This is a genomic window from Fictibacillus nanhaiensis, from assembly GCF_042686385.1.
GTDB classification, from domain to species: Bacteria; Bacillota; Bacilli; order Bacillales; family Fictibacillaceae; genus Fictibacillus; species Fictibacillus nanhaiensis.
The window spans coordinates 2,048,898-2,075,431 of the sequence record NZ_JBHUPF010000006.1 but is presented as its reverse complement, the minus strand read 5'-3'; the positions used below and the strand labels follow the sequence as shown (position 1 = coordinate 2,075,431).

The window sequence follows — 26,534 nt, the reverse complement described above, 5'->3', positions numbered from 1 at the left end:
TTGTGCCATCCACTATTCGTGCTTCTTTAAAAACAGTATTGACAATCTAAAAGAGACTGCTATCATTTAAGTCAGAAACCAACTACATAAAAACGAACCACTAGGGGTGCCTTTTATAAGGCTGAGATCAAAGTGAAACTTTGAGACTCTTAGAACCTGATCTGGATTATACCAGCGTAGGGAAGTGGTGTTGCGGAGTATATATTCCTATGTTGAATTCTCCATATACAACCACTTTCTTAGCTGAAAGTGGTTTTTTTGTTGGATAAAACAAGGAGGATTCATATGAACACATTTACTGATATCTTGCGAGAAAGAGCGGCTTCTATTTGGGAAGCGAACCTTCAACATCCATTTGTTAGAGGAATTGCAGAAGGTGACCTTTCTTTAGAATGCTTCCGGTATTATGTTTTACAAGATTCGTATTACCTATCTCATTTTGCAAGAATTCAGGCGATGGGAGCAGCAAGAGCAGAGGATTTGTATACGACTTCTAGGATGGCGGTACATGCACAAGGTACAAATGACGCTGAGTTAGGACTTCATGAGACGTTTATGAAACAGCTGGGGGTGACAGAGAAAGAACTGACAAGTTTTGAGCCCGCTCCAACTGCTTATCATTATACATCTCACCTTTACCGAGTAGCAGAGTCTGGAAGCTTAGGAGAAATCATTGCTGCCATTCTACCATGTTATTGGATCTATCAAGAAATAGGTGAAACGTTTAAAGGAGCAAAACCACAAGAGCCGATCTATCAGGAGTGGATCGCTGCATATGGCGGTGAATGGTTCTCAGAACTGGTAAACGAACAGATCGATAGATTGAATCAATTGGCTGAAAACGCAAGCGACCAGGAAAAAAGCAAAATGATTCAACATTTCTTAATTAGTTGTCAGTATGAGTATTCCTTTTGGGAGATGGCTTATACGTTAGAAAAATGGCCGATTCCATTCAGCCTAGCGACAACAACGACCGGGAGTGAAGCGTAGCATGCAAAGAGGTTTAAAGTTAACAGATATTCTTATCACCATTGTAATCTCGATCGCATTTGGCATCTTGTATAAAATATGGGGGCCGCTCTACTATGCGGTTAAACCATTTGGTCTTCACATCGATCAGTTGATATACGGAATGTGGTTCATGGCAGCAACAGTTGCGTTCTTAATCATTCGAAAGCCTGGAGTTGCTCTTTTGGCTGAAATTGCTGCTTCTTCAGGAGAATTTTTAATGGGTTCTGAATTTGGACTTGAAGTATTACTATACGGAATCATTCAAGGATTGTTTGCAGAGTTGATCCTTTTCGCATTTCGTTATAAACGAGTTGACCTTTTTGTCATCTCGCTTGCTGCGTTAAGTTCATGTGCAGGATCTTTAATCATGGACTTTTACAAAGGATATATTGGTGATCTTTCAACATGGAACCTAACTTTATTTATCGTATTTAGAGTAATCAGTTCTATATTGTTTACAGGGGTGTTTGCCGTTTCTATCGTAAAAGCTTTAGAAGCTACAGGTGTAACAAATTTAGTGCGAGCCTCTTCCAAAAAAGATCACGAAGCATTAGATCAATAACTGAGGTGGTTTGATGACAATCATAACATCTGTAAAAAATCTAAGATTGAAATTTCCAGGTGAGACAGAAATGCTGTTTAAAGATTTGAGTCTATCTTTTCATTCAGGTGAAAAAGTACTTCTTCTAGGCACATCTGGTTGTGGTAAATCCACACTCTTACAAGTTCTCTCTGGACTCGTTCCACATACCATTGACATACCCATGAAGTGTGAGGAGATACAGATTCCTGATCGATGGGGCTTTGTATTTCAAGATCCGGATACTCAATTTTGTATGCCTTTCGTTGATGAAGAGTTAGCATTTGTTCTTGAGAACCTTCAGGTGCCTCGAGAGGAGATGACAAGTAGGATTCGTTCATTATTAGAAGAGGTTGGCCTTGAACTCGATGACATCCATACACCGATTCAACATCTATCAGGTGGGATGAAGCAACGATTAGCCATCGCATCTGTATTAGCACTGAAACCAGATGTTGTATTTTTAGACGAACCTACCGCTTTTATTGATGAGAAGGGAACTGAACAGATTTGGGAAACGGTAAAAAGAGTCTGGAAAGATAAAACGTTAATTATCGTAGAACATAAAATAGAGAAAATCCTGGATTTCGCGGATCGTCTTATTGTATTTACACCAGGCGGAGAAGTCCTTGCTGACGGAGATACTTCGACGGTTTTTTCTCTTCATAAGGAAAAGATTAAGAAGTACGGAATTTGGTACCCTGGTGCATGGGATGAATATAAACGAATACCGACCGTTGATAATAAGTTTGAACTGAGGAACACCATGAAGTTGAAAAATTTCAAAGGGTATCGAAGCAAGGAAAATAAGATAGTAGTTGATGACATAATGGTTCATTCAGGAGAATGGATCACGATCATGGGTGAAAACGGAGCAGGAAAGAGTTCATTATTGTTAGCTTTGATGCAGCTTATTAAAACATCAGGAAACTATTATTTAAATGATGTGCATGTTAAAAAAACGAAAGACATCTTTGGGCTGGTTTACCTCGTATTTCAGAATCCTGAATACCAGTTCTTAACGCATTCTGTTTACGACGAAATAACATATGGTCTTCAAAAACATCAGGAAGAAGGAGTAAAAGAAATACTAACTTCTCTTGAGTTGACGAACAAAATGAATCAACATCCTTATAACCTATCTGTCGGTCAAAAACGACGTCTGAGTGTGGCAACAGCCTTTTTGCAAAAACCATCTATCTTACTTCTTGATGAACCAACTTTTGGACAAGACTCAGTAAACACGTTTAAACTTTTAGAATGGTTAGAACGAGAACGGCAAAAAGGGACGATTATACTTATGGTTACCCATGATCGCCATATTATGGAACAGTTTGCCACTCGATTATGGGAAGTTCAGAACGGTGAAATTGTAACGGATCATCAACTCAAAGAAGAGAAGGAGCTTCTCGATGAATTCATTGTTTGATGCCAAACACACATGGTTACACAGCATAAATCCTTCTCTAAAACTAGTAACGATATTGAGCTTATTCATAGTTGCGATCAATATTCACTTCCTGGATTTAATGGTTGGTTTTTTATGCGTGATCTTGCTATTGTTTATATTTGCTACAGGGTACTCATATAAACAATTATTTATACTGTCTCTGCCTTTTGTGCTTATCTTTCTTTCAACTTCTTCTTCCATGATTTTATTCGGAAAAGGAGAAACGATTCTTTACAAGTGGGCATATATACAAGTGTCGGAAGAGAGTTTAATACGGGGGATTCATTTAGGATTTAGAGCTTTGTCATTTGCTATGCTTGGCTTGCTATTTGCTTTAACCACCAAACCAGTCAAACTGTTTTATTCTCTCATGCAACAGTTCAGACTATCGCCTAAGTTTGCTTATAGTTTTATGGCAGCCATCCGATTAATTCCAATCATGGTAGAAGAATATCAAATGATTATCAATGCTCAAAGAGTTAGAGGAGTAGAACAGAAGAACAACTTTTTAAAAAGAATGAAGAGGCTTGCGATCCCTTTATTATCACAGAGTATTCGCAGAGCTTATCGCATTGCGGTTTCAATGGAAGCTAAGCGATTTCAATCCGATAAAAAAAGAACGTACTATTATAAAGTTGGCTTTTCAAGAAACGATCTGTTTTTTATCAGTTATTTTTTGCTCATGTTAGGTCTTATCTATATTCTTTCTATTCATGACCCCTTTCTTCCCAGTACGGATGTTAGATACTTACCGGAATAAGAGACTGAACGTAACCGTTTCAGACTCTTATTCTGATAAAGTTATGTTATCCTTGTGTTTAATGAGCTGGATATAGTTACCTACTTTTATTTTCATATATATAGCATGAGGTACTTGTAATTTCTGCCTATCCTCAAAGAATATAGTATATTGTGGTTGTGATATAAGTGAACTTCCCATACTTATTACTTTTTCACTTCTTTCTTTTTTTATAACATAACCTTGAAATTCGTCACTTTTAAATTCATCTTTTATATAACCAGACCACGCAAAGAACAGTAGAAATCCCGCAATAAATGTGCAAAATATCGAACTTACTTTTTGCATTTTATTCACCTCTGTTTTTAAATAGAAAGAAAAAAGAGAAAAATTGAAGGATTTGCTTGAGATTGATCTAATAATTACTGTGACAATAAGATCAAACCTACCCTTTTTTCATCACCTTGTCATGCCATGAAGTAAATAATAATAAGGCAATGATCGAACCGATTAAAGCAAAAGACATGTCCCATTGTGCATCCCAAATATCTCCTTGTGAACCTACAAAATCTTTCGTTTCACGCTTTGCTATCTTTCCCGCAATCCATTCAACAATTTCATAAAGGGCGGCAATTCCTAACGTTATACTTATGGCAATGAATTGTACCCATTTTCCAATGTGTAAAGGTGTTCTTACGAGAAGGATTTCTCGGATAACAATTGCCAACAAGCCTTTCATAAAGTGACCAAATCGATCATAGTGATTGCGACTTAAATTATATTGTTGTTGTAGCCAATCAAATAGTGGTACGTCATCATATGTGTAATGTCCGCCTATAAACGTCAGGATCGTTAGCAAAGCAATGATGCAATACGAAAGAGTCGTGAATCTTAATCGTTTATATAAGAAGAGTATAAAAATCAGGGCTACAAGAGATGGAGCTACCTCCAATATCCATATGGGGTAATGTGCTGGTTGAATCAGTGACCATAAAAAAAATAAGGAAACGATGATTAATAATAACAGATGGATTTTATTTATTTTCAAAGGCAATCCCTCACAATCTAACAGTAGTATTGATATTAAGTTAGAAATGTATTCTTTTCTGTGTATTTCACCATCTATGGGAGGATGTGATTAATCATGCCTAAAAAAATTGCAGTGGCCATTCTTCATGGTATTGGAAATCAAAGTGAAAATTTTTCTGATTTATTTATTGAGATGCTGACAAAAAGGTTTTCTCAACAGATAAAACCGTTTTACGCAACTCCCGAAGAAGAACTAGTGATTCAACCTATTTATTGGGGAAGTGTATTTAATGAAAAGGAATCACTATTATGGAAAAAACTAAATATAGAAGATAACTTAGATTTTAAGCAGTTAAGACAGTTTGTCATCCACTTTTTTGGGGATGCAATCGCTTATCAGCCAGTAGTTAATCATAATCCGAATTATATAAAGGTTCATGAGGTTTATGCGAAAGGACTACGTAAATTAAGTGAACATGCGGGGGAAGATGCACCACTCATCGTAATTGCACATAGTTTGGGTACCGTTATTTCGAGTAATTATTTTTATGATCTACAGTTCATTTCTGAAAAAATCGCTGAAGATGTATTGCAAAATATGCAGAAGACTCCGCTAGAAAAAGGAGAGACTCTAACAAGCTTTTACTCATTAGGAAGTCCTTTAGCTTTGTGGAGTCTTAGATATGCGGATTTTGATAAGCCGATATTAGTTCCATCACCACATCTACAGAATCATTATCCAGAACTAAATGGTAAATGGGTAAATATATATGATAAAGACGACGTTTTCGGTTATCCATTAAAAACAATCAATGACTCTTATAATCAAGCGATTGCTGAGGATAAAGAAATCAACAGCGGGAACTTTATAAGCAGTACTACACCACTTTCACATAATCATTACTTTAAAACGAATGAAATCATTCATGACATAGGTGACAATCTAGCGGAGATATGGAAACATTTGAATTTAGCGCCTGAGCGAAAATAACAGTTCTTACCGTATCTGGACACTTCTTTCAAAACACACTAGACACATAAAAACAAACATCCCATCATTCAGTAATGGGATGTTTTTGTTTTTAATAAAGTGAAGTATTATTCGTTTTTTGAGATTTCTTTATTCATTTGTGAGCGCAAAACCCATTTTAAGAATGGAGGTACAGCAAAAAAGATAAAAAGAATACGGAAAAGTTGATAGCCTGTAATCATCGTAACATCCTCTTCTAACTCGTGTCCTATAATTCCCATCTGATCAGCTCCACCTGGTGCCATACTTAGGAAACTAGTAATGAAGGAAAAGTTAAATTGATAGGTTAGTAGAAGACTCAGCAGAAGTGCGATAGTTACTAGCATGAAGCCACTAAACACCGCAATTGGAATCATTTTCGCTTTTTTTCTAAGCTTTTCAGGCTTTAATAATAATCCAATATAGCCTCCGATTAAAAATTGAGAAACATCAAGTATTGAACCAGGAAGTGGAGGACCTGTTAAATCAACTATATTTAAAGCTGCAATCCCAAGAATAGGACCGAGTAAAAAAGCAGTAGGAAGTTTTATTTTTTTTCCTATAAAAGCCATTCCAACAGAAAATAGTCCAAATGGAATAATCTGTGGGAAAAAGGAAGAAGAGGTTCCTTCCGAAATCACATCAGGAATAGTAGCGGAACTTCCTGAGGAAAAAATAGGACTGAAAATCAGAAAGGGAACAGCAAATATGATAACGATGAGACGTGTTACTTGAAAAAACGTAACGGTTGTAATATCAATTCCTTTAGTCTCTTCTGCAAAAGTAATAATTTGTGATAGACCACCAGGAATTGAACTGGTAAGTGCAGTCGGAAAATTGATGGATGTAGAACGAGATATTATAAGAGCCATGCCTGAACAGATTAATAATAATAAGATCGTCATAAATGCCATAGAAGGCAAGTGAGTGATCATAAGCTTTAACGTATCTTTTGTAAACGTTAAACCGATTGAATAACCAACGATGATCAAACCCGTATTTCTTAAAAAAACTGGCCAATATAAAGGGATCCAACTTAGTTGATTCACAATCAGTACGGCAGCCATAGTACCTAAGAGCCAAGGAATCGGCCAATTAAACACATTAAATAAGAAACCCCCTAAAAAGGCAATTGTCATAGTGATGAAGAGTTGAAAACTTTTATATAGCTTTAAACTTTTAAATTTCATTGTATAACCTTCTTCTTATGTTTGCTTTCGTTAATTAATAAACTTTCTTATTTTTTTCTTCAAATCTACACATACACTTTGCGATTCCACTTCTTATCAAACTAAATAGGATTTTTGATAGATGGGACTTTGAATTAAAGTATAGATAAATGTGAAAAGAAAAACTGGCCCTCCAATAATGAGACCGAGCAGTAAGACAAGGCACTCCATGAAGATTCGTACTCTACTAATTGAAAAGCCAGTTATATCTGATATAGATAACATCAGTCCATCTCTCGGACCCGCTCCTATTCCTGCCTCTGAATACATACCTCCACCAATTCCCATTAAAAAAATCCCTGCAAACAAGAGGGTTATATCAACTATGGTGTTCGTTGAATTAGGAAGTAAGTGAAGAAATAGAAAGAAGTCTACAAAAACGCCAACCAAAACTGCATTTAAAAAAGTTCCAATGTTAATATATTTCCGATTGATGATCATTGTACAAGTCATTAATAGAAAGCCCACTATAATATTCCATATTCCGATCGTGAAACCAAACTGCTCATACAATGCAAGGTTCAACACGTCCCATGGGCTGATTCCTAAGTATTTTACTTGAACGCTCATGGCAATTCCATAACTAAAGATTATTAATCCTATAAAAAAGAAGATTAGCTTAATAGTAAACTTCACCAATAACTCCTCTTTTCCAAAATAACCCTATAATTATCTTTGACTATAAAGCAATATGAGAAAAAATGAAAAGAAGTTGCTTACTATTTTATTGACATAATGACACTTTGTTATGAAGGATTTTACATGAGCGTTTGTCGAAATAGAATATCTACAAAGTAAAACAGGAGTGTGGACCATGGAATCGATTAAGGAAGCAAGTGAAAGCCATCTTGATTCATTGACGGAATTGGCTATAGCATTATGGCCAGACAATCAATTCAGTGAATTGAGAAAAGAATTCAAACAACTTCTAAATTCAGAAAAAGATAAAGTGATTGTATATTTAATTCATGCTGAACCTATTGCATTTATTCATGTTTCGATTAGAAGTGACTATGTGGAAGGATCACGATCCAGCCCTACAGGTTTTGTGGAAGGAATTTATGTAAAACCTGATCACAGAAGGAAAGGGATATCAAACAAACTGATTACTCAAGGGGAGAGTTGGTTAAAAACTAGAGGATGCAAACAAATAGGTTCTGATATTGAGTTGTCCAATGATACAAGTTATCACTTTCATACGAGCGTGGGTTTTAAAGAAGCAAATCGTTTGATTGCATTCATTAAAGATATAAAGTAAGTTTCTTTACTAAAAGATTGTTATTTACTAACCTCGTTTCTTCTAAGACAGTTGAATGGAGTAGAAGCTGCGTGCTTAGCATTTGAGAAGCTTCTCGCAAAGTTTGCGAGGAGGAATTCTTCTAACTGCGCCAGCATTTACTTGTAGACGTATGAGTAAGGATACTTCCTTGAGACGGGCTTTCCGAAAAGTAGAAGTAGCTCACTCGGCATTTATAAGAAATAAGTGAATGGGCTATGAAGGTATACTTTACTCATCATTGATCATTTATTTTTGACTCGAGTGCCTAGCCACTATAACTAATAGGTGAGACACTAAACAAGTTGCGAAAACAGCCTATTTAAAAGAATACACAGAATTGCGGGAAGCATTAAAGGCACATCATAGTGTCTTTTTTTAATGGATAAATTTAGAGTATACAAAGTTTTTAATATGTGAAACCTGTTAATCGACTCTATTTAAATGATGGGGTGTTATGTGTGTCCTTTAAAAACGTTAATCCTTTCGAACGTAAATGTTTATATTTTGCATTTTTCGTTATCCTTTTATATTTATCTCCTTTACTCATTTTAGGTGAGAATGCACACATTCGTGTCCATGATAATCTTGATTCCAACCTTGCTTGGTACAAGGTACTTAATGAGAGCGGGATGTTGTTTGGAAGTGTACATTCAACGATTCCGCAAGTTATTAACGGTCTCCCGAGAAACGCACTAGGAACAGAGTTTAGCGGAATTGTTTGGTTGCATGCCGTTTTCCCAACTATGACCGCTTATATCATCAGCCAAGCGATCACTCGGGTTTTCGCATTTATCGGCATGTATTTACTATTAAAAAATCATTTTTTATCTGAGCAAAAGTACACCTTAATCACGATCGGTACAGCACTTGCATTTGCGCTTACTCCATTCTGGCCGTCTGGAATGCTAAGTACACTTGGTATGCCTTTAGCATTGTGGGCATTTCTAAATATTCGTAATGGGGAAAAAGCATGGAGAAACTATCTAGTTCTCACACTGCTTCCGTTTTACTCAAGTTTTGTTCTCGGTTTTTTCTTCTTTTTATTTGCCTTAGGAATTTTTTGGTTTGTGGATGTTGTTCGAGGAAAAGGGTGGAATTGGCGTTTTTTCTTCTCCATAGTCTTAATGACTTCCGTTTTTCTTGTGATTGAATATCGGCTCGTCTATTCATTTATCTTTGATGATGAACCAAATACAAGAGATGAATATTTTCATGCTCGTTTACCTTTTTGGTGGGTGACGAGACTCACGTTTAAAAACTTTGTGCTCGGACATACACATGTAATGACAGTTCATGGTTTGATTATACTTCTCGCAACCATACTTGCCTTATTTTTAGTCTTTTTTAAGAGACTGTGGAAGCAGGAGAAAGTTTTTGTTTTTTTATTTGTTTTTAATTTCGCTTTATCTGCCTGGTATGCCTTTTGGTTCTATAAAGGATGGCTGCCATTAACAGAACGTTTTCATTTTATGGACACGTTTAATTTTGCAAGGTTCCACTTTTTGCGTCCACTCATTATATACATGGGATTTGCCCTCGGTCTGAAGATTATAATGGATCATAGTAAATCACTTAAAAGCGTCATTCCTTACATGATCATAGGGCAAATTATCATTCTCTGTTTATTTAATGATGAGATCATCTATAGAAAAAAGCCGAGTGTTAAAGAATTTTATGCGGAAGATTTGTTTCAGGAGATTGAAGATTACATAGCAAAACCCATGGCGAGCTATCGTGTGGCTAGTATTGGAATTCATCCTGCAATTGCACAATATAACGGTTTTTATACCCTTGATACGTATAACAATTTTTACCCTTTAACATACAAATACGCCTTTCGGGAAATAATGGAGAAAGAACTCCAAAAAAACAAAAGACTTCGTACGTATTTTGATGAATGGGGTGGACGCTGCTACATTTTTACCGATCAGCTTGGGAAACATTATATGTTTAAAAAGGATTCGAAAGAAAGATTGAACAACCTCCAACTTAATATCGAGCCTTTTAAACAATTAGGCGGGGAATACATATTTTCAGCTCTCCCAATCGATCATGCTGCGGATATAGGATTGCAGCTAGAAAAGGTGTTTCAATCTGATACAGCAGCGTGGAAAATTCATTTATACAAAGCGAAGTAAACAGGCAGGAGGTGCACATATGAAACAACCGGTTTTGACAATTGTTGTTCCTTGTTACAACGAGGAAGAGGTATTGCCTACAACGATTGATTCCTTGCATAAACTTCTGATGATAATGATAGCTGAGGAACAGATCTCAAGTGAAAGTAACTTGTTGTTTGTAGATGATGGCAGCAAGGACTTAACTTGGTCAATCATCCATAAAGGAAGTTTACAAGGAAATCATATTAGAGGCTTAAAACTTTCTCGTAATGTTGGACATCAGAATGCTTTACTAGCTGGCCTATTTACTGCAAAAGATACTTCTGATTGTGTTTTATCCATTGATGCTGATCTTCAAGATGATATACATGTAATCCCGTCATTTGTTGATATGTTTAAAAAAGGGCATGACATCGTATATGGTGTAAGGAAAAAAAGAGATTGTGACACATTTTTTAAGCGTAGCACTGCGGAGTTCTTTTATAGATTGATGAACAAAATGGGTGTCAACCTTGTCTATAATCATGCAGACTTCCGTTTAATGAGTAAACGAGCCTTACAAGAACTAGAAAAATTCGAGGAAGTTAATATGTTTTTACGAGGTATTGTTCCTTTAATTGGATATAAATCAACCTCTGTATTTTATGATCGAAAAGAGCGCCTAGCAGGTGAGACAAAATATCCGTTAAAGAAGATGCTATATTTTGCATTCGATGGAATTACTTCTTTTTCTGTAACTCCCATTAGATTCGTTTTAATTACAGGTCTTGTTTCTTTTTTTGTCAGCTTACTATTCGGGGTATATTTTATCTCCTTGAAATGGATCGGAGAAACTGAAACGGGATGGACTTCACTGATTACATCCATATGGCTGATTGGGGGTCTTCAACTCATAGGGATAGGGCTTATCGGAGAGTATATTGGAAAGATTTATAAAGAGTCAAAGCGCAGGCCAAAGTTCATTGTTGAAATCGATTCAAAAACATTTACACAGCCACTTCCATTAACGAATACACAGAGAGTGAAAGATGAATCTTATAATCTCAACCTTCGAAAACTTCCTGAAACCAACTAACTCCCTTATCCGCTTTTTATTAGTTGGCATCGTAAATACATGTATAGGACTTTCTATTATTTTTCTCTTGATGAACGGAATTGGAATGAGCTATTGGATGTCTACATTCATTGGTAACACAAGTGGTGCTGTAATTAGTTATGTTTTAAACCGTAATTTCACATTTAAAAGCAACACTTCATTGGGAGCGAGTGGCATACGGTTTGTGGCGGTAATTTTAATTTCTTATTTTGGCGGTTATGGTATGAGCGATCTACTATGGTCCGGAGTACTTAACGATACAAGCTTCATTCTAGTTACGAATAAAGAAGCTTCCGTATTGTTCGGAGCTTGTCTATATACCCTAATGAACTATTTCGGACAAAAGTATTTGGTATTTAATAAAACGAGGTGACCATATCGTGAAACGTAAATTTCTTCTGATACTAAGTGCTGCGTACGTCATATTTATGGCTTACCTTTGTTTTTATTATTTTACGAAAGGTGAAACACATAGTTATCAGGTTGCTTTTGGGGCAATATTCTGCGGACTTATTCCGTTGTGCTTGATCCTTTTTACGAAAATAAAGTTTAATATGCCAATCATGATTTCCTATTTTGCCTTTTTATTTGCTTCACAATATTTAGGGTCCATTTTGGGCTTTTACCATTTAGGCTGGTGGGATACCTTCTTACACCTATTAAGTGGCGCATTATTGGCATTTGTGGCAATCGCTCTTTATGAACGAATGACACATCAACATAGTAGGAATGATATCTCTTATTGGCTCGTATTCTTATTCGTACTTGCCTTTTCCGTTTTTGGCGGGGTCGTGTGGGAAATTTATGAATTCAGCATGGATCAATTTTTTAATATGACCTTACAAGGCGGAGGAAACTTTGATACGATGGTGGATTTAATTGCCGATACCACAGGAGCAATCGTTATAGCAGCAATTGCAGCAGTGAAAACAAAAAAAAGATTTAAGATGTCTTAAGGAAACAACCACACAAAACCACATTTTACGCATATTTCCTATGAATATGCGTTTTTTTATTTAATAAATTTGTTTAAAAAAGTTTTAGAATACCTATTGACCTTCACGTTGCGTAAAGGTGTAAAGTGAGAATTGTCAGGAGGTGATCACATGGAATACACCATTCAGAAGCTTGGTTTATTGGCGGGAGTCAGCACCAGAACTTTACGTTATTATGATGAGATTGAAATTCTTAAGCCGGCAAGAATCAACTCGTCCGGATATCGTATATATGGTGAGGAGGAAGTGAATAGACTACAGCAAATTTTATTCTACAAAGAACTCGGGCTTCCATTAGATCAAATAAAGGAAATCATAACATCACCAACATTTAATGCAGCTGTAGCACTCCATGAACACCGTGAAAAACTCCTGAACAAACGAGAACAGTTAGACCGTCTAATCGCGAATGTGGATCAGACGATTGCAGCTAACGAAGGGAGAATTACGATGACAGATAAAGAGAAATTTGAAGGGTTTAAACAGCAAATGGTTGAAGAGAATGAACAAAAATATGGTAAAGAGATTCGTGAAAAATACGGAGATCATGCTGTAAATCAATCAAACGAAAAAGTGTTAAACATGATTCAAGGTGAGCATGATACAGCAACAAAACTTGCTGAAGAAATTCACACGATACTTGCTAAAGCACTCGAAACAAGTGACCCTGCAGGAGAACTGGCTCAAAAAGCAGCTGATCTTCATAAACAATGGCTGATGTTGTACTGGAACGAATACAGCAAAGAAGCACATGCGGGTCTTGCACAGATGTATGTGGATGACGAACGGTTCACGGCATATTATGATAAAGAGCAGCCAGGAACGGCGAAATTTTTAAGAGATGCGATCCACATTTATACAGGGAAGAGAAATTAGCGATTTAGCAAGACTGGTAAAGGAGATAACCATCGAAGGTTATCTCCTTTTTGTTTTATTCATTACCCAGGTTCGTTTAAACTAAGGAAAGAGTGAAAGAAGGGATGACATGATATGACTGAAAAACTATATTATTCTTCACCGTATACAATCGAATGGGAAACAACCATAAAGAAATCATTTGATAACGACGGTAAATTTTTTATTGTTTTAGAGAGTACCGCTTTTTATCCAACAGGTGGCGGCCAGCCGAATGATACTGGGACCATCAATGGCATAAATGTCTTGGATGTGTTTACTGAAAAGGATGAAGTGATTCACCAATTGGACAGGCTGCCAGAAACATCTTCGGTAAATTGTAAGTTGAATTGGGATAGAAGGTTTGACCACATGCAGCATCATAGCGGACAGCATCTGTTATCAGCTGTTTGTTATTCCTTACATGGCGCACGAACAATCAGTTTTCATCTAGGAACAGAATATGCGACGATCGATATAGAGATGGATGTGCTGAATCAGAATCAAATGGATAGGCTCGAACAAGCAGTTAATGAAGAAATTTATAAAAATAGAATGGTACATACTTACTTTGTTAACGATGAAGAGCTTCAACAATTACCATTATTAAAAATGCCTAAAATTACAGAGAACATACGAATCGTTGAAATTGAAGGAGTTGAGCACAATGCTTGCGGAGGCACACATGTCCGTTCAACAGCTGAAATTGGCATCATAAAACTATTAAAAGCTGAGAAACAAAAAGGAGCGGTAAGATTATATTTCAAATGCGGTATACGAGCACTTGTTGATTATAATGAGAGTTTGAAGATCCTTGGATTGATAGCTGCTAAATTTAACACCGGCCGAAATGATGTTTTAAATCGCTTAGAGAAATGGGAAGCGGATCAGCTAGATATGGAAGTGGAAATGAAGCGTCTTAAAGAAGAGAACAATAGTTATTTAGCAAAAGAAATTCTTACACATGTAACAAATGATTTCCTTACGTATGTATTTAAAGAAAAATCGTTTGATGATACAAAAGAGCTTGCAATAAAAATTGCAAATGAAAATGAGTTACTCATTTTATTTGCTGCAATACAAGATAATCGTATTATATTCATGCATAACGGAACAAACGAAATTCAGTGCGGCAAATTTTTCAAAGAATACCTTAGCTCATTCAATGGTAAAGGGGGCGGAAGCGATACATCCGCTCAAGCTGGTTTTTCTTCAACAGAAGACATGCAACGTTTTGTAGAATTTGCTCGGGAGAACCTCTCTAAGGATTTATAAACAAACAAAAGATAACATAGCAGAAAAGGAGTGAGGCACATGCCCACACTCCTTTTTTTATATCAAGAAAATTGCCACAATCGTTGTTACTACTAAGCCAATGGTAACTGGTTTTAGGTTTCTTCTAGCGAGTTCAAATGGATCGACACCACAAATCGCCGCCGCGGGAATCAATGCCCAAGGCACCAAAGTCCCTCCACCAACCCAAATGGCTGCGATTTGACCTAATGCAGTCAGAGTAGCGGCACCAGCACCAATTGCTGTTCCAAATATGTTCGCAACCGAGCCTGCTAACGAAATACCTGAAAAACCAGAACCATCTAGACCCGTAATGGCTCCTACAGCTGTTAAAGTTATGGCACCAATCTCCTTGCTTAAAGGAACAACAGACGCAAGTGCTACACCAAGATCGTTTACGATTCCGTGAGATGTCTTTGGAAGAAACTCACCAATAATTTTAGCAAAACCTGAATCTCCAAGGTAAAAGAACGCTGCAATTGGAATTACAGGACCAAAAACTTTAAATCCAAATTGAAAACCATCAATTAGATAAGAAGTTGTTTTCTCTAAGCCCTTATTTTTATGACTCACCATCGTAATTAAAAGAAGGATAAAGACTGAGGTCCCACCGATCAGCGCTGTTGCATCTCCGCCTTGTAAATTGAGAATCGACATGGCAGCTACATCAAGAGCAAACATTAACGGAATAAACAGAGCAAAGAATCGCTTCTTTCCCTGTGACAACAAACTTAATTCTTGATCCGTTGTTTCCTTTATCCGTTCAGCCGTTACCCCAGTCGTGCTATTCAACTTACCTGACTTCAAATCTCGCTTTAAAAAATAGAACGCCGCTATTATAGTAACTAATCCCATTACAAATACGAGCGGAATACTCGCATCAATTACTTCACTGACCGGAAGTCCTGCAGCATCAGCTGTTAATTTTGGCGCAGCTTGAATAATAAAATCACCCGAAAGAGCTATTCCGTGACCAAACAAGTTCATGGCCATGGCTACACCTAGAGCAGGAAGACCAACACGAATAGCTACAGGCAGAAGTACAGCACCCATAAGTGCCACTGCCGGCGAAGGCCAGAAGAACCACGAAATGATCATCATTAGAATACCTATCGTCCAATAAGCAAGTGACGGAGTACGTATTAATTTAGAAAACGGCGAAATCATCACATCATTAATCCCTGTTGTGGTAAGGGTTCTGCTCATAGCAACGATAATAGAGATCACAAGAATCGTAGGTAGAAGTTCGGTGATCGCATAAATGAAACTATTAAATATACTACTTATCGAACCACTTAAAGAACCTGTAGCTGTTATAGCAATTAAAAAAATACCCACAATACAGATCAGAGTCGTATCGCGTCTTTTCACCATAAAACCTATGATTAAACCGATAAACACAACATAAATCCAATGCAGCGCTGTAAGTTCAACGCCCATCTGTATTCCTCCCTTGTGAAATGGGTGAATAGCCCTTTCGTCATGTAATACAGAATATGATGGGGAGGAAAAGGGGTGAGGAGAACTTTTACTGCTTAACGTTGCGTTTTATTTTTTGAAGATAATCATAAGTGAAATAAGAGAATGTAAAGATAAAGAGGGTATAGCACAAATTCCAGATAAAGTTCTCCGATAAATGATCTAAATGTACAAATTTAATAAATTTATTAAACACATCTAACAAAAACACGTGAATGATATATATGCCTAAAGCATTAGCTCCTACTTTTGTAACATATAAACCTTTTCCTAACTTTTTATGATTAAGGGCAAATAAAAATAAAAACGCTGTTAAAAGAATCGTTGAGAAAAAATATTCGCCATGGCTACCTGACAATACTTTGTCTAATATATACCCTTCCATTGGTTGAACAACTGCACCGATAAGAGCTAAACCCAAAAACGTCCGTCCACTAACTTTATTTAAACCGCTCAGCCGGCTATTTGATGCGAAGAATACGCCAAGTGTCGTGTAAAATAACCCAAAGAACATTGCATCACGAGTGCTGTTAATAGGAAATTTAATAAACATTGTGTATGCCTGACCTAATAGGCCAATCAAGTTTAAACAAAAGCTAATCAAAAAGAGTAAAGTGATTTGTTTAAACCTAAAAAATACATAAACAGCGATCGTTGACCAAATTAACGCTGTCAAAAACCAGAGCTGATAGCCGCTCGTCCCTTTTCCATAATACAAAAGATTTAATAACGTAAATTGTTCAAAATATGCTTTCAGTTTTTCGGCAATATGAACTTCATCAAGTAAGATTAGAACAACATCATAGCAAGTGTAAAAAATCAACCAAACCAAATACAGCTTAATTAACTTCAAACAATAGCTTTTAAAATAGAGAAAAGGGGCATCTTCATGTTTCATCTTTTGTGCAAAAAAGTAACCAGATGCTGCAAAGAAAAAGGGAACAGCAAACCTAGCTACATTATCGATAATGAAATAACCCGCAAACCCATCTAGAGGAAAAACATGTATGACAACAACAGCAAATATCGCAAAAAATTTTATATAATCAATGGAATAAATACGCTCCATTTCTGTGCCACCTTTAAGAATTTATACACTACTATCAGTATGAACATTCCTTTGGCATTCCAACATTTTATGTTAAATTCTTTGAGCATTAACAACAGTAAATAGTGACACCAAATTGGAATTAATGTAAAATTATTACTGTTATAAGTACGATAACGAAAAGAGGTAACTATATGTTATCTCTTTTCTTTTTGTTACATACATTCAACAAAGGAGAAGATTAGGGGGCAGTATGATGGACCAGTCCAGGTTTATTAAAGATCTAAACGAGTTAAGAGAAGGAGGATATGTAAAGAAGAAGGATTATTTAAACGTGCTTGATGGTTATTACAGATATAGAGAAGATGTTAGAAGAAAAGAAATTAACGATACGATTGTACATACAGCAAAAGTTTCGAGTGATGAACCTAAACATAATCCACAGCCAGTAAAAACAATAACTCCTCCACCAATAAAGCCGAAAGTGGAAATCACACCTGAACAGAGAAGAGAAAGAAATCTTACAACCATAATGGCAGCGGGAGTAATTCTGCTTTTATTAGGAGGACTTACTCTAGCTACAAGCAACTGGGAAGTCTTTAGCTCGATTACAAAAACGATGTTAGTTGGAGGTATCGCTTTATTATTTGGTGGCCTAGGCGCACTTTCAGAAAAAGTACTTCATATTAGAAAAACTGCCTTTACGTTCTTTGTTCTGTTTGCTTTGTTTATTCCCATTACCGTACTCTCAGCTGGTTATTTTGAATTATTTGGAGAATGGCTCAGTTTTAATGGGGAGGGAAGATATATATTAGGTGTTATGACGACAGTTGTTTGTACACCGATCTATTATTATTTTGGAGTATACTTTAAATCCAAACTATTCAGCTGGTTTACTTTTGTTGCTACCGCAATTGGGTATGCGTATTTAATCCTCTCGTTTGGCTTAACAAAGGAAGCTTTTTATTTTGTTTATGCATTAGGAAATGTAGGGTTTATTCTTTTATATCATTTCCAAAAAGCAAAGCAATCTATATATCTTCAAATCTTACCTTTGTTTATACAAGTTAACTTGATTCTATCGACACTGTTCATATTAATTCTATTTGAAAATCAACTTTATCAAAGCTTCAATATCATCTTAACTGCCGTATTATACTTATCGATGAGAATGGTCAATCAAAGAAAAGAATATGAACTTTTCTTTATTGGTTTTATCACGTATGGTCTTTATCAAATGATTCAAAACTCTCTATTAATAGAATATCGTTTGTTCTTGATCGTGCTTATACCACTCGTATTAGTGGTGGTTGCTAATTTTTCAGATACAGTTTTAAAAAAATATTATCAGCTTGCTAATGGAGTAATATCTATACTTGCTTTCTTATATATAACTGTTGAAGGCGTGTTATTGTCTGTAGGAGAAGGCAGTGTGTGGTTGTTATTAGGGTATCTTGTTTTAGCTGGTAACTTTATATTCTTAAGCTACAATTCTACGTTTTTCTTCTTTAAATATTTGGCACCGTTTTATCTATTCTGTGCGTTTATGGAAGTGTATCAGGTGACGGGTGATCGCTTTGAAGATTATTGGACGCTAGCAATCGGTATCTCAAGCGCATTATCTTATTCTATCGGACAGTATCTCAAACCACTGAACAGAGCAAGCCTAATAGTGGGTGGTGGAGGATTATTTATTAGTTTTCTATTATCCTTGGAATTCATTTATTATGGTCAAGGAAGTATGATTTCTGTTATTTTGATCATACTATCTGTTCGTCATTTCTTAATTGAAAATGGAAAAGAAAGAATGTTAGCCACCTGGCTTGTACCCATTTTTACTTTTTTTAGTTTCTGCCTTTTGGGGATGAAGTACTTGCCATCACCGACATTATCATACTCTTTACTTCTTGGCAGTGTCGTCACTTTAGTAGTCTATCTTTGGCAAAGAAAGCAGAAGCAGCTTGCAACTTCATTTATTTCTATTACGACCATAACGACGATTTTAAATTTCCTTGTCACCTTAGTCGAAAGTGATTTTACGTGGCTAAAAATTCTATCGTCTATATTTCTAATGCTAGTGTTATGGTTTTTCACTAACCATTTTAAGTGGGCGATTGGGTACTCTGGTATACAGATTGCATTATTCTTTGCACTTAATCATGTAGCGGAACTCCTTGGATTTACAATAGGTACTGAGGAATCCGTTTATGCGTTCATCCTCATTTCCTATTTGTTATTAATGAGTAGCGAGGTAATCCACAAGATTGACTTAAGTAGTGAATATCCAACGAAAGCTGTTTCTCACTTAATAACCTTAATCATAGGCTTTTATGCTTTACTCGTAACAACTTCAGCAGCTCCTTTCATACTACTTGCTACAGTATATGGAGTTTACGTGTTCCGTGCTCGCAAGGAGATAGAGATCAGATATAATTTTTACGCTAGCTTGATATTCTTAGCAATTGGATTCCATTACTTTATTAGAGAATGGCTGACGAATGAAGGTCCTGTTGTTTACAGCATACTTCTAGCTGGTTTCTACTTTATTTTTAACAATGAATGGAGAAAGCGATTAAGGCCCTTCATTGTTCCTTTTTCCGTCATTTTCTTGGGAGAGTATATTACGATTAGAGAGTTTAATGAGGTCTATCTTATTATCCATACTCTTGTCTTAATCGGCTTCATCTTGTTCTATCAATCGTTAAAGAGATACTGGACGTACGCATCTGTAATATTGCTGATCTATTTAATGATAGATATAGAAGATTGGGTAATGATGAATAATACGGCTACAGAAATGTATTCACTCGCATGGTACATTTCTGGAATTTCGATTTCACTTGCAGGTATGTATTTCTTTACAACGTTATATAAAAAATCAGATTATCTTCAATTTGATTTCTTTGCAGTTTTTGGAATACTTTATGTGCTTACAGGATTGGTGCGATCGGAAAATGTGTTAACAACGATTGGTCTAGTCATACTTGCTATTCTTCTTTATGTTCAAGGAAATCGGTTGTTAAATGTTTTGATTGGAAAGAGAATACTCCAAACATGTTCCAGCTTACTTGCCCTGTTCTCTTATTATTCACTCCTTGATCAATTTGAGATCCCAGTTATTATTCAAACTGAATTAATGATACTTCCTTGGATTTTGTTAAGTTATGTGATCACAAGAAAAATGTGGGACATATCGGAACATTTAGCTAACATAATTCAATATGTGTTACTTGGTGTAATAGGGATAACATTGATGATCGATGCGATAGACAGTTATCAAGTAATGGATGCGATCATACTTGGTTCTTTATCATTTGCTAGTATCATTTATGGATTTATCTCAAAACAAAAAAGTTATTTCTTTACTGGATTGATCGTACTACTTCTGAATGTCTTGGTTCAAACACGTCCATATTGGGGGAACATGCCTTGGTGGGTATACTTATTATTAACAGGAATCCTTCTCATTGGATTTGCGAGTTATAATGAATTCAAGAAACAAAAAGGAATTGATTCTCCACCATTAAAGGATATAATTTTAAATAAATGGAAACATTGGTTTGGAGAGTGGAAATAACTTCTCTTCTAATAAGGGGGATTAATGAAGTGGAACAAGATCAAAACAAACCCAAAATCACAATGGGTATGCTTTTTCAAAACAAAGTAATTCGTACCATTCTTTTTTCGGTACTCTTTTTACAGATCGGGATATGGGTTCGTAACTATTCCATCCTATTGTACGTGATAGAAAAAACGAACGAAAATCCAATCGCGGTATCTTTAATATCAGTAGCAGAGTTTGCTCCAATATTCTTGTTTTCATTTATCGGTGGAACGTTTGCTGATAGATGGAAACCCAAAAAGACGATGATTTGGTGTGATTTATTAAGCGCTGTATCTATCTTTGTCGTATTATTAACACTGCTTTTTGGAAGCTGGAAGGTCATATTCTTTGCAACGCTCGTTTCATCGATCTTGTCTCAATTTTCTCAGCCATCAGGTATGAAGTTATTTAAGATTCATGTACCTGAGGAAATGGTACAGTTAGGGATGTCGATGTATCAAACACTTTTTGCTGTATTTATGATTCTAGGTCCAATTCTCGGGACGTATGTTTACCAGCAGTTTGGGATTACAACAGCTATCGCAATCATGGGAATCGCGTTCGTATTGTCTGCTGTTATTCTCTTATTACTTCCTCCTGATGAAGAAGTGGAAAAGACAGAGGAGAAACCATCGATCTGGTTAGAAATGAAGGAAGGTTTCAGCTATGTACTTAACAGACGCTCTTTAACTTTACTTGGTGCATGTTTCGCTGTTGCTGGATTAGCTTTAGGGTTAACACAGCCTTTAACGGTCTTCTTAGTTACAGAGCAACTTGGTCTTCCTAAAGAAGAGTTGCAATGGCTCATGGCGGCATTTGGAACGGGAATGATTCTAGGCGGTGGTTTGACGATAGGAATCGCAAGCAAAGTGAAACCACAATTATTATTGGCTCTAGGAATGGGAGCAAGTGCGATCGGATTTATGATTATGGGATTCTCCGAACATTTCTGGTTGACCTTATCGGCCGAGTTTATAAGTGGTCTATTCATGCCATGCGTTCACATCGGTATCAATACACTCATTCTCCAGAATACAGAGGCTAAATTCATCGGCCGTGTTAATGGTATATTAAATCCATTATTTATGGGTGCGATGGTTCTTACGATGTCGATTACCGGTTGGCTAAAAGAAACTTTTTCACTTGTGTTGATGTTTGAGGGGGCAGCACTTCTATTTGCAATCGGAATATTGACGATGCTCCCGCTTATTAGACAAAAAGTTGTTCCGATGGCTGAAGTCGAGAAAGCCTAAATGAAAAGATCCTCAAAAGCTTGGTATAGCGTTTGAGGGTTTTTTTTTTATGCATCGTGTTAGCTCTAGCTGAACCGCAATGGTGTATGTGTCAATAAGTGTCGAAGATTGTAAACTCGTGGATAAACAGCAAAATCTCGTGGATTGGAGTTCTAAATTTGTGGATTCACTATTTATATATTTAATTAACGGCTAGAATCAAACCATCATAAAATACTGTAGGCGTCATTTCATCCACGAACCGTTTTTTAAACTGTGGAAATGGGTATTATAGATATATTTCCATCATTATTACAATAAATCTTGAATGTCTAAAATATAAGGGGAATCTATCATATGTCTATCTCACCAGATCACCGTATAACATTACATGGGTTTAATAATCTCACCAAATCTCTTAGCTTTAATCTGTACGATGTTTGCTATACGAAAACGAGAGAAGAGCGAGAAGCGTATCTTGAGTATATCGATGAACAATACAACGCTGAAAGACTTACGAATATTTTGCAAACTGTTTCTGATACGATAGGAGCTCATGTTCTAAATATAGCTAAACAAGATTATGTACCGCAGGGTGCTAGTGTTACTGTACTCGTCTCAGAAGGACCGATTGTGGAAGTACCCACCGATTCATTTGATGAAAATTCAACAGCTATGCCAGAATCTGTTGTTATGCAACTTGATAAGAGTCACTTAACGGTTCATACATATCCTGAATTTCATCCTGATGAAGGAATCAGTACGTTTAGAGCGGATATAGATGTTTCCACCTGTGGAGAAATTTCTCCGCTTAAAGCACTCAATCATCTGATCGATTCCTTTGACATGGATATTGTGACGATAGATTATCGGGTTAGAGGATTTACGAGGGATATCAAAGGTCACAAGCTGTTCATTGACCATGATATTAGTTCCATACAGAACTATTTGTCTTCTGATATAAAAGAAACATATACGATGATTGATACGAATATTTATCAAGAAAATATCTTTCACACAAAGTGTAAGTTAAAGCATTTTGAACTCAATAACTACCTTTTTGGGTATACAAAGGATGAAATCGATAGCGAAACTCAAAAACACATTACAGGATTGATCAATGCTGAGATGGACGAGATTTTTTACGGAAGAAATATTCAATCATCATCTAAACGGTAAAAGCTTAGTCAGTCTTGGATCACTAGGAGATAATCTTAGTGGTCTTTTTTTGTGTGAACAATATGAACAAAATGCATTTTATGTCCTTAAACTTCCATTTGATAAAGCGAGTGATAGGATTATGAAAAGGGAAATGAAAGCGCTATCAAAATTAAGGGGGATGTGAATGATGAAAACGATGAAATGGAAAAAGTGGCTTGTAGCAGGTGTGATACTTTCTTCACTTACAGCTTGCAGTTCATCAGGTTCTGGGTCGAATGCAGGGGAATCTGATTATCCCAAAAAACCTATTACAGTAGTGGCTCCATCAGGCGCTGGAGGTGGTTGGGATCTAACGGCACGCTCACTGTCTAAGATTCTTGGGGAAACCAAAATGGTTGATCAAACGATAACAGTTGAGAATAAACCAGGTGGAGGTGGCGCTGTCTATCTTGCAGAATATGCCACACAGCATAAGAAGGATGATTACAAACTTTTTGTAAGCTCTCCGCCCATCTTAATCAACAACTTGAAAAAGGAAGGCAACAGTCCATACGGCTTTCAGGATACAACACCACTTGCTCAACTAACAAAAGATTTTGGAGCCATCGTTGTTAAAGAAGATTCTAAATACAACAATCTAAAAGAGTTGATGGAAGCTGTTAAAAAAGATCCTAAGTCTGTTACAGCAGCTGGTGGATCTGCACCAGGGTCCATGGACCACCTTGTAGCTGTTCTTCCAGCTTACAAATCTGACATTGATCCTAAAACGGTTAAGTATGTTTCATACGATGGCGGTGGTGAGGCAATCGCAGCTCTATTGGGAGGCAACGCAGATTATATTGCAACTGATGCTTCGGCGGTAGGCGAATATTTAAAAGCTGGAAAAGTAAAAGTCCTTGGTATTTCTTCAACGGAACGATTAAAAGGTGACCTTGCAGATATACCAACATTTAAAGAAGCTGGAATCGATGCTGAATTCACGATTTGGAGAGGTGTCTTCGGACCAAAAGAGATGTCTGATAGTGCTGTTGCTTATTGGGATAAAACATTGAAGAAATTAAATGAAAGTAAAGAGTGGCAGGACGAGCTTGAGCGGAACGGTTGGGAAGCGGAATTTAAAGATGGTAAAGAATTTGAAACCTTCTTAAAAGATCAAGAAAAACAAGTAGAAGATTTATTGAAATCCTTAGGGATGAACAAATAGTTTGTGACATGGAGAAGTATTTCTACTTCTCCATTTTTCAAATAAGGAGGGAAGTACATTGCAGACAGGAAAATTTGACAGATATGCAAGTATCTTATTTGCATTACTAGGAGCAACATTTTTAATAGAAAGTCGAAATATCTCAAAAAGTGCTTATGGAAGTGAAGTAGGACCTAATGTTTTTCCTTTTCTCTTAGGACTTATTCTTATTCTACTTAGCGTTAAACTTTTTCTTGAATCATTAAAAAATATTCAGAAAGAAAAGAAGAAAACGGATGAGTTACAGATCAAACGTTTTGTCATCATTTTACTAGCAAGTATTTTCTACGCAGGTACTATTGAAATGTTAGGTTATATCATTAGTACTTTCTTATTTTTGTATGTATCTTTTCAAGCGATGGAAAGAGGAAGCTGGATAAAAAATGGAATTGTTGCTTTGGCATTCTCATTCTTTGTCTATTTCTTATTCGTTGTTGTGTTGGAAGGATCTTTGCCTGGAATGCCAATATGGCTTAGTTAGGAGGAAATTTATATGGGTGTTATGGATTTTTTGATGCAAGGCTTTCAAACAGCGCTACAGCCACATAACATATTCTTTGCTTTTATAGGTGTATTGATCGGAACTGCAGTTGGTGTTTTACCTGGTATTGGACCGATGAGTGGTGTTGCACTCTTGATACCAGTAACAGCTACTTTCACAAGCGGAATGGATCCATCTGCAGCAGCTACAAGTTCGATCATTCTTTTAGCCGGTGTTTATTATGGTGCGATGTACGGAGGATCAACTACATCTATTCTATTAAACACACCTGGTGAATCTTCTTCGGTCGTTACAACCCTTGATGGCTATCAAATGGCTAAACAAGGCAGAGCAGGAGCTGCCTTGTCAATCGCCGCAATCGGTTCCTTCTTTGCCGGAATTGTTTCCATCATCGGATTGGTATTATTAGCAGATCCACTTTCAGAGATGGCATTAAAATTCGGACCTGCAGAGTATTTCTCTCTAATGCTGTTAGGCCTTGCCGCAGTTAGTGGCTTAGCGGGAGGATCAATCACAAAGGCGTGGATGATGACCGTAACCGGACTTTTGATCGCCACGATCGGTATCGATGCTGTTTCTGGCGTTGCTCGATTCACCTATGATATTCCTGTTCTGTTTGGAGGACTTGAATTTTTAACGGTTGCTGTCGGTCTGTTTGCATTAGGTGAGGTGTTTAAGACGGTTCTGCATAAGGAAGAAGACACGGAAAAGGTTGCGAAAGTTGGGAGAGTCATCCCTTCTAGAGCGGATTTTAAAGAAAGTGCCGGACCGATTGTCCGAGGTTCTTTTTTAGGATTCTTTATTGGTGTCTTACCAGGCGCAGGTGCAACACTCGCTTCTTTCTTCTCATATATCTCTGAGAAGAAGATAAGTAAAAATCCTGAAAAGTTTGGAAAAGGTGCGATTGCCGGAGTTGCGGCTCCTGAGTCAGCAAACAACGCAGCTTCAGGAGGAGCCATGATTCCATTATTAACACTCGGAATTCCGGGATCTGGAACGACAGCGATTCTTATGGGAGCTCTTATCATGTATAACGTTCAGCCAGGTCCTTTATTGTTTAGTGATCACCCGGACGTGGCATGGGGGCTAATCGCTTCGATGTTTATCGGAAACTTGATGCTTCTTATCCTTAACATGCCGCTTGTTAAGGTTTTTGCGAAAATTATTGAAACACCTGCGAAATATTTGCTGCCTATTATTATTGCTATCTCTGTCTTTGGTGTTTACGCTGTACAAGTAACCACATTCGATTTGTTTTTATTGATCGGCTTTGGACTGGCCGGGTACTTATTAGCACAACATGATTATCCGATTGCTCCTCTAGTACTGGGATTAGTTTTAGGGCCAATGATTGAAAACAACATGAGACGTGCTTTAACAACATCAAACGGTGACTTTATGGTATTTGTTCAACAGCCTATATCTGCATTTTTCCTGGTTTGCTCCGTTTTATGGATTCTTATACCTTTTGTTCTACGGTTAAAAGGAAAAAATGTTGTTGTAAACGTTGAAGGATAAAAGAATATAGGTAGAGAAGACTT

At 36.7% G+C, this 26,534-nt stretch carries 24 protein-coding genes and 1 riboswitch; of the genes, 18 read left to right on the top strand and 6 right to left on the bottom strand.

All coding sequences use genetic code 11. The annotated features are described in order from the left end of the window. Positions 1–92: 92 nt before the first annotated feature. Positions 93–200, top strand: a riboswitch (TPP riboswitch). Between the two features lie 85 nt (positions 201–285). From tenA to ACFS5O_RS14275, 4 genes are read left to right on the top strand one after another with little or no spacing between them, the layout of a single operon-like run. After that, the gene (tenA, locus tag ACFS5O_RS14290; protein WP_205726272.1) at positions 286–990 is read left to right on the top strand and encodes a thiaminase II; all 705 of its coding nucleotides are present in this window, start codon (positions 286–288) and stop codon (positions 988–990) included. Between the two features lies 1 nt (position 991). Beyond that, the gene (locus ACFS5O_RS14285; protein ID WP_066394178.1) at positions 992–1,573 is read left to right on the top strand and encodes an ECF transporter S component; all 582 of its coding nucleotides are present in this window, start codon (positions 992–994) and stop codon (positions 1,571–1,573) included. A gap of 13 nt (positions 1,574–1,586) precedes the next feature. Continuing rightward, positions 1,587–3,020, top strand: coding sequence for an ABC transporter ATP-binding protein (locus tag ACFS5O_RS14280; protein WP_205726273.1), 1,434 nt, complete (start codon positions 1,587–1,589; stop codon positions 3,018–3,020). Next, complete coding sequence (locus ACFS5O_RS14275; RefSeq protein WP_205726274.1) at positions 3,004–3,801, top strand: energy-coupling factor transporter transmembrane component T family protein; 798 nt, start codon at positions 3,004–3,006, stop codon at positions 3,799–3,801. The genes ACFS5O_RS14280 and ACFS5O_RS14275 overlap by 17 nt, the downstream gene beginning before the upstream one ends. A 27-nt stretch (positions 3,802–3,828) precedes the next feature. On the opposite strand, the gene ACFS5O_RS14270 is transcribed toward ACFS5O_RS14275, so the two are convergent. Beyond that, on the bottom strand, positions 3,829–4,128 hold the full coding sequence (locus ACFS5O_RS14270) for a hypothetical protein (RefSeq protein ID WP_205726275.1): 300 nt from the start codon (positions 4,126–4,128) through the stop codon (positions 3,829–3,831). A gap of 97 nt (positions 4,129–4,225) precedes the next feature. Beyond that, positions 4,226–4,828 (bottom strand): DUF2238 domain-containing protein, encoded by a 603-nt coding sequence (locus ACFS5O_RS14265; RefSeq protein ID WP_318300214.1) that lies wholly within the window; start codon positions 4,826–4,828, stop codon positions 4,226–4,228. A 96-nt stretch (positions 4,829–4,924) separates the two neighbouring features. Here ACFS5O_RS14265 and ACFS5O_RS14260 point away from each other — a divergent pair, with 96 nt between their 5' ends. Beyond that, the gene (locus ACFS5O_RS14260; RefSeq protein ID WP_205726277.1) at positions 4,925–5,800 is read left to right on the top strand and encodes a chemotaxis protein; all 876 of its coding nucleotides are present in this window, start codon (positions 4,925–4,927) and stop codon (positions 5,798–5,800) included. Positions 5,801–5,907: 107 nt separating this feature from the next. Here ACFS5O_RS14260 and ACFS5O_RS14255 read toward each other — a convergent pair whose 3' ends face one another. Both ACFS5O_RS14255 and ACFS5O_RS14250 read right to left on the bottom strand, forming a co-directional pair. Then, positions 5,908–7,008 carry an AbrB family transcriptional regulator gene (locus ACFS5O_RS14255; protein ID WP_205726278.1) on the bottom strand — a complete coding sequence of 367 codons (1,101 nt, stop codon included), beginning with the start codon at positions 7,006–7,008 and terminating at the stop codon, positions 5,908–5,910. A 96-nt stretch (positions 7,009–7,104) separates the two neighbouring features. Further along, entirely contained in the window at positions 7,105–7,683 is a 579-nt protein-coding gene (locus ACFS5O_RS14250) for a YczE/YyaS/YitT family protein (RefSeq protein ID WP_205726279.1), read from the bottom strand. A gap of 178 nt (positions 7,684–7,861) precedes the next feature. Here ACFS5O_RS14250 and aac(6') point away from each other — a divergent pair, with 178 nt between their 5' ends. The 7 genes from aac(6') (at position 7,862) to ACFS5O_RS14215 (ending at position 14,706) form a co-directional block, all read left to right on the top strand. Continuing rightward, positions 7,862–8,305 carry an aminoglycoside 6'-N-acetyltransferase gene (aac(6'), locus tag ACFS5O_RS14245; RefSeq protein ID WP_205726280.1) on the top strand — a complete coding sequence of 148 codons (444 nt, stop codon included), beginning with the start codon at positions 7,862–7,864 and terminating at the stop codon, positions 8,303–8,305. Positions 8,306–8,784: 479 nt separating this feature from the next. Beyond that, positions 8,785–10,464 carry a DUF6044 family protein gene (locus tag ACFS5O_RS14240; RefSeq protein WP_205726281.1) on the top strand — a complete coding sequence of 560 codons (1,680 nt, stop codon included), beginning with the start codon at positions 8,785–8,787 and terminating at the stop codon, positions 10,462–10,464. A 19-nt stretch (positions 10,465–10,483) separates the two neighbouring features. Then, on the top strand, positions 10,484–11,521 hold the full coding sequence (locus tag ACFS5O_RS14235) for a glycosyltransferase family 2 protein (protein ID WP_205726282.1): 1,038 nt from the start codon (positions 10,484–10,486) through the stop codon (positions 11,519–11,521). Continuing rightward, positions 11,475–11,915: a GtrA family protein gene (locus ACFS5O_RS14230; RefSeq protein ID WP_205726283.1), complete on the top strand. Its 441-nt coding sequence runs from the start codon at positions 11,475–11,477 to the stop codon at positions 11,913–11,915. The genes ACFS5O_RS14235 and ACFS5O_RS14230 overlap by 47 nt, the downstream gene beginning before the upstream one ends. Before the next feature lie 7 nt (positions 11,916–11,922). Next, entirely contained in the window at positions 11,923–12,498 is a 576-nt protein-coding gene (locus tag ACFS5O_RS14225; RefSeq protein WP_205726284.1) for a DUF2238 domain-containing protein, read from the top strand. Between the two features lie 150 nt (positions 12,499–12,648). Next, positions 12,649–13,413: a MerR family transcriptional regulator gene (locus tag ACFS5O_RS14220; RefSeq protein WP_205726285.1), complete on the top strand. Its 765-nt coding sequence runs from the start codon at positions 12,649–12,651 to the stop codon at positions 13,411–13,413. Positions 13,414–13,527: 114 nt separating this feature from the next. Continuing rightward, positions 13,528–14,706 (top strand): alanyl-tRNA editing protein, encoded by a 1,179-nt coding sequence (locus ACFS5O_RS14215; RefSeq protein WP_205726286.1) that lies wholly within the window; start codon positions 13,528–13,530, stop codon positions 14,704–14,706. Positions 14,707–14,763: 57 nt separating this feature from the next. Here ACFS5O_RS14215 and ACFS5O_RS14210 read toward each other — a convergent pair whose 3' ends face one another. Together ACFS5O_RS14210 and ACFS5O_RS14205 are read right to left on the bottom strand one after the other, a co-directional pair. Next, a complete protein-coding gene (locus tag ACFS5O_RS14210; protein ID WP_205726287.1) occupies positions 14,764–16,164 on the bottom strand; it encodes a hypothetical protein in 1,401 nt (466 codons plus the stop codon). 88 nt (positions 16,165–16,252) lie between these two features. Next, positions 16,253–17,272 carry an acyltransferase gene (locus ACFS5O_RS14205; RefSeq protein ID WP_205726288.1) on the bottom strand — a complete coding sequence of 340 codons (1,020 nt, stop codon included), beginning with the start codon at positions 17,270–17,272 and terminating at the stop codon, positions 16,253–16,255. Between the two features lie 235 nt (positions 17,273–17,507). Here ACFS5O_RS14205 and ACFS5O_RS14200 point away from each other — a divergent pair, with 235 nt between their 5' ends. From ACFS5O_RS14200 to ACFS5O_RS14175, 6 genes are all read left to right on the top strand, one after another. Continuing rightward, a complete protein-coding gene (locus ACFS5O_RS14200) occupies positions 17,508–20,828 on the top strand; it encodes a hypothetical protein (RefSeq protein WP_205726289.1) in 3,321 nt (1,106 codons plus the stop codon). A 62-nt stretch (positions 20,829–20,890) separates the two neighbouring features. Next, complete coding sequence (locus ACFS5O_RS14195; RefSeq protein ID WP_205727275.1) at positions 20,891–22,108, top strand: MFS transporter; 1,218 nt, start codon at positions 20,891–20,893, stop codon at positions 22,106–22,108. A gap of 336 nt (positions 22,109–22,444) precedes the next feature. Continuing rightward, the gene (gene speD, locus ACFS5O_RS14190; RefSeq protein WP_205726290.1) at positions 22,445–23,266 is read left to right on the top strand and encodes an adenosylmethionine decarboxylase; all 822 of its coding nucleotides are present in this window, start codon (positions 22,445–22,447) and stop codon (positions 23,264–23,266) included. Positions 23,267–23,435: 169 nt separating this feature from the next. Further along, entirely contained in the window at positions 23,436–24,452 is a 1,017-nt protein-coding gene (locus tag ACFS5O_RS14185; protein ID WP_205727276.1) for a Bug family tripartite tricarboxylate transporter substrate binding protein, read from the top strand. Positions 24,453–24,510: 58 nt separating this feature from the next. Further along, on the top strand, positions 24,511–24,972 hold the full coding sequence (locus tag ACFS5O_RS14180; protein ID WP_205726291.1) for a tripartite tricarboxylate transporter TctB family protein: 462 nt from the start codon (positions 24,511–24,513) through the stop codon (positions 24,970–24,972). Positions 24,973–24,984: 12 nt separating this feature from the next. Beyond that, a complete protein-coding gene (locus ACFS5O_RS14175; protein ID WP_205726292.1) occupies positions 24,985–26,511 on the top strand; it encodes a tripartite tricarboxylate transporter permease in 1,527 nt (508 codons plus the stop codon). The last annotated feature ends 23 nt before the right edge of the window (positions 26,512–26,534 follow it).

Excerpts from the sequence above, each read along its gene's own strand:
- ACFS5O_RS14175 (WP_205726292.1), top strand. The coding sequence starts at position 24,985 with ATGGGTGTTATGGATTTTTTGATGCAAGGCTTTCAAACAGCGCTACAG.
- ACFS5O_RS14220 (WP_205726285.1), top strand. The coding sequence starts at position 12,649 with ATGGAATACACCATTCAGAAGCTTGGTTTATTGGCGGGAGTCAGCACC.
- ACFS5O_RS14280 (WP_205726273.1), top strand. The coding sequence starts at position 1,587 with ATGACAATCATAACATCTGTAAAAAATCTAAGATTGAAATTTCCAGGT.
- ACFS5O_RS14200 (WP_205726289.1), top strand. The coding sequence starts at position 17,508 with ATGGACCAGTCCAGGTTTATTAAAGATCTAAACGAGTTAAGAGAAGGA.
- ACFS5O_RS14260 (WP_205726277.1), top strand. The coding sequence starts at position 4,925 with ATGCCTAAAAAAATTGCAGTGGCCATTCTTCATGGTATTGGAAATCAA.
- speD (WP_205726290.1), top strand. The coding sequence starts at position 22,445 with ATGTCTATCTCACCAGATCACCGTATAACATTACATGGGTTTAATAAT.
- ACFS5O_RS14285 (WP_066394178.1), top strand. The coding sequence starts at position 992 with ATGCAAAGAGGTTTAAAGTTAACAGATATTCTTATCACCATTGTAATC.
- ACFS5O_RS14215 (WP_205726286.1), top strand. The coding sequence starts at position 13,528 with ATGACTGAAAAACTATATTATTCTTCACCGTATACAATCGAATGGGAA.
- ACFS5O_RS14255 (WP_205726278.1), bottom strand. The coding sequence starts at position 7,008 with ATGAAATTTAAAAGTTTAAAGCTATATAAAAGTTTTCAACTCTTCATC.
- ACFS5O_RS14235 (WP_205726282.1), top strand. The coding sequence starts at position 10,484 with ATGAAACAACCGGTTTTGACAATTGTTGTTCCTTGTTACAACGAGGAA.
- ACFS5O_RS14230 (WP_205726283.1), top strand. The coding sequence starts at position 11,475 with ATGAATCTTATAATCTCAACCTTCGAAAACTTCCTGAAACCAACTAAC.
- ACFS5O_RS14205 (WP_205726288.1), bottom strand. The coding sequence starts at position 17,272 with ATGGAGCGTATTTATTCCATTGATTATATAAAATTTTTTGCGATATTT.
- ACFS5O_RS14195 (WP_205727275.1), top strand. The coding sequence starts at position 20,891 with ATGGGTATGCTTTTTCAAAACAAAGTAATTCGTACCATTCTTTTTTCG.
- ACFS5O_RS14275 (WP_205726274.1), top strand. The coding sequence starts at position 3,004 with ATGAATTCATTGTTTGATGCCAAACACACATGGTTACACAGCATAAAT.
- ACFS5O_RS14210 (WP_205726287.1), bottom strand. The coding sequence starts at position 16,164 with ATGGGCGTTGAACTTACAGCGCTGCATTGGATTTATGTTGTGTTTATC.
- ACFS5O_RS14270 (WP_205726275.1), bottom strand. The coding sequence starts at position 4,128 with ATGCAAAAAGTAAGTTCGATATTTTGCACATTTATTGCGGGATTTCTA.
- ACFS5O_RS14185 (WP_205727276.1), top strand. The coding sequence starts at position 23,436 with ATGAAAACGATGAAATGGAAAAAGTGGCTTGTAGCAGGTGTGATACTT.
- tenA (WP_205726272.1), top strand. The coding sequence starts at position 286 with ATGAACACATTTACTGATATCTTGCGAGAAAGAGCGGCTTCTATTTGG.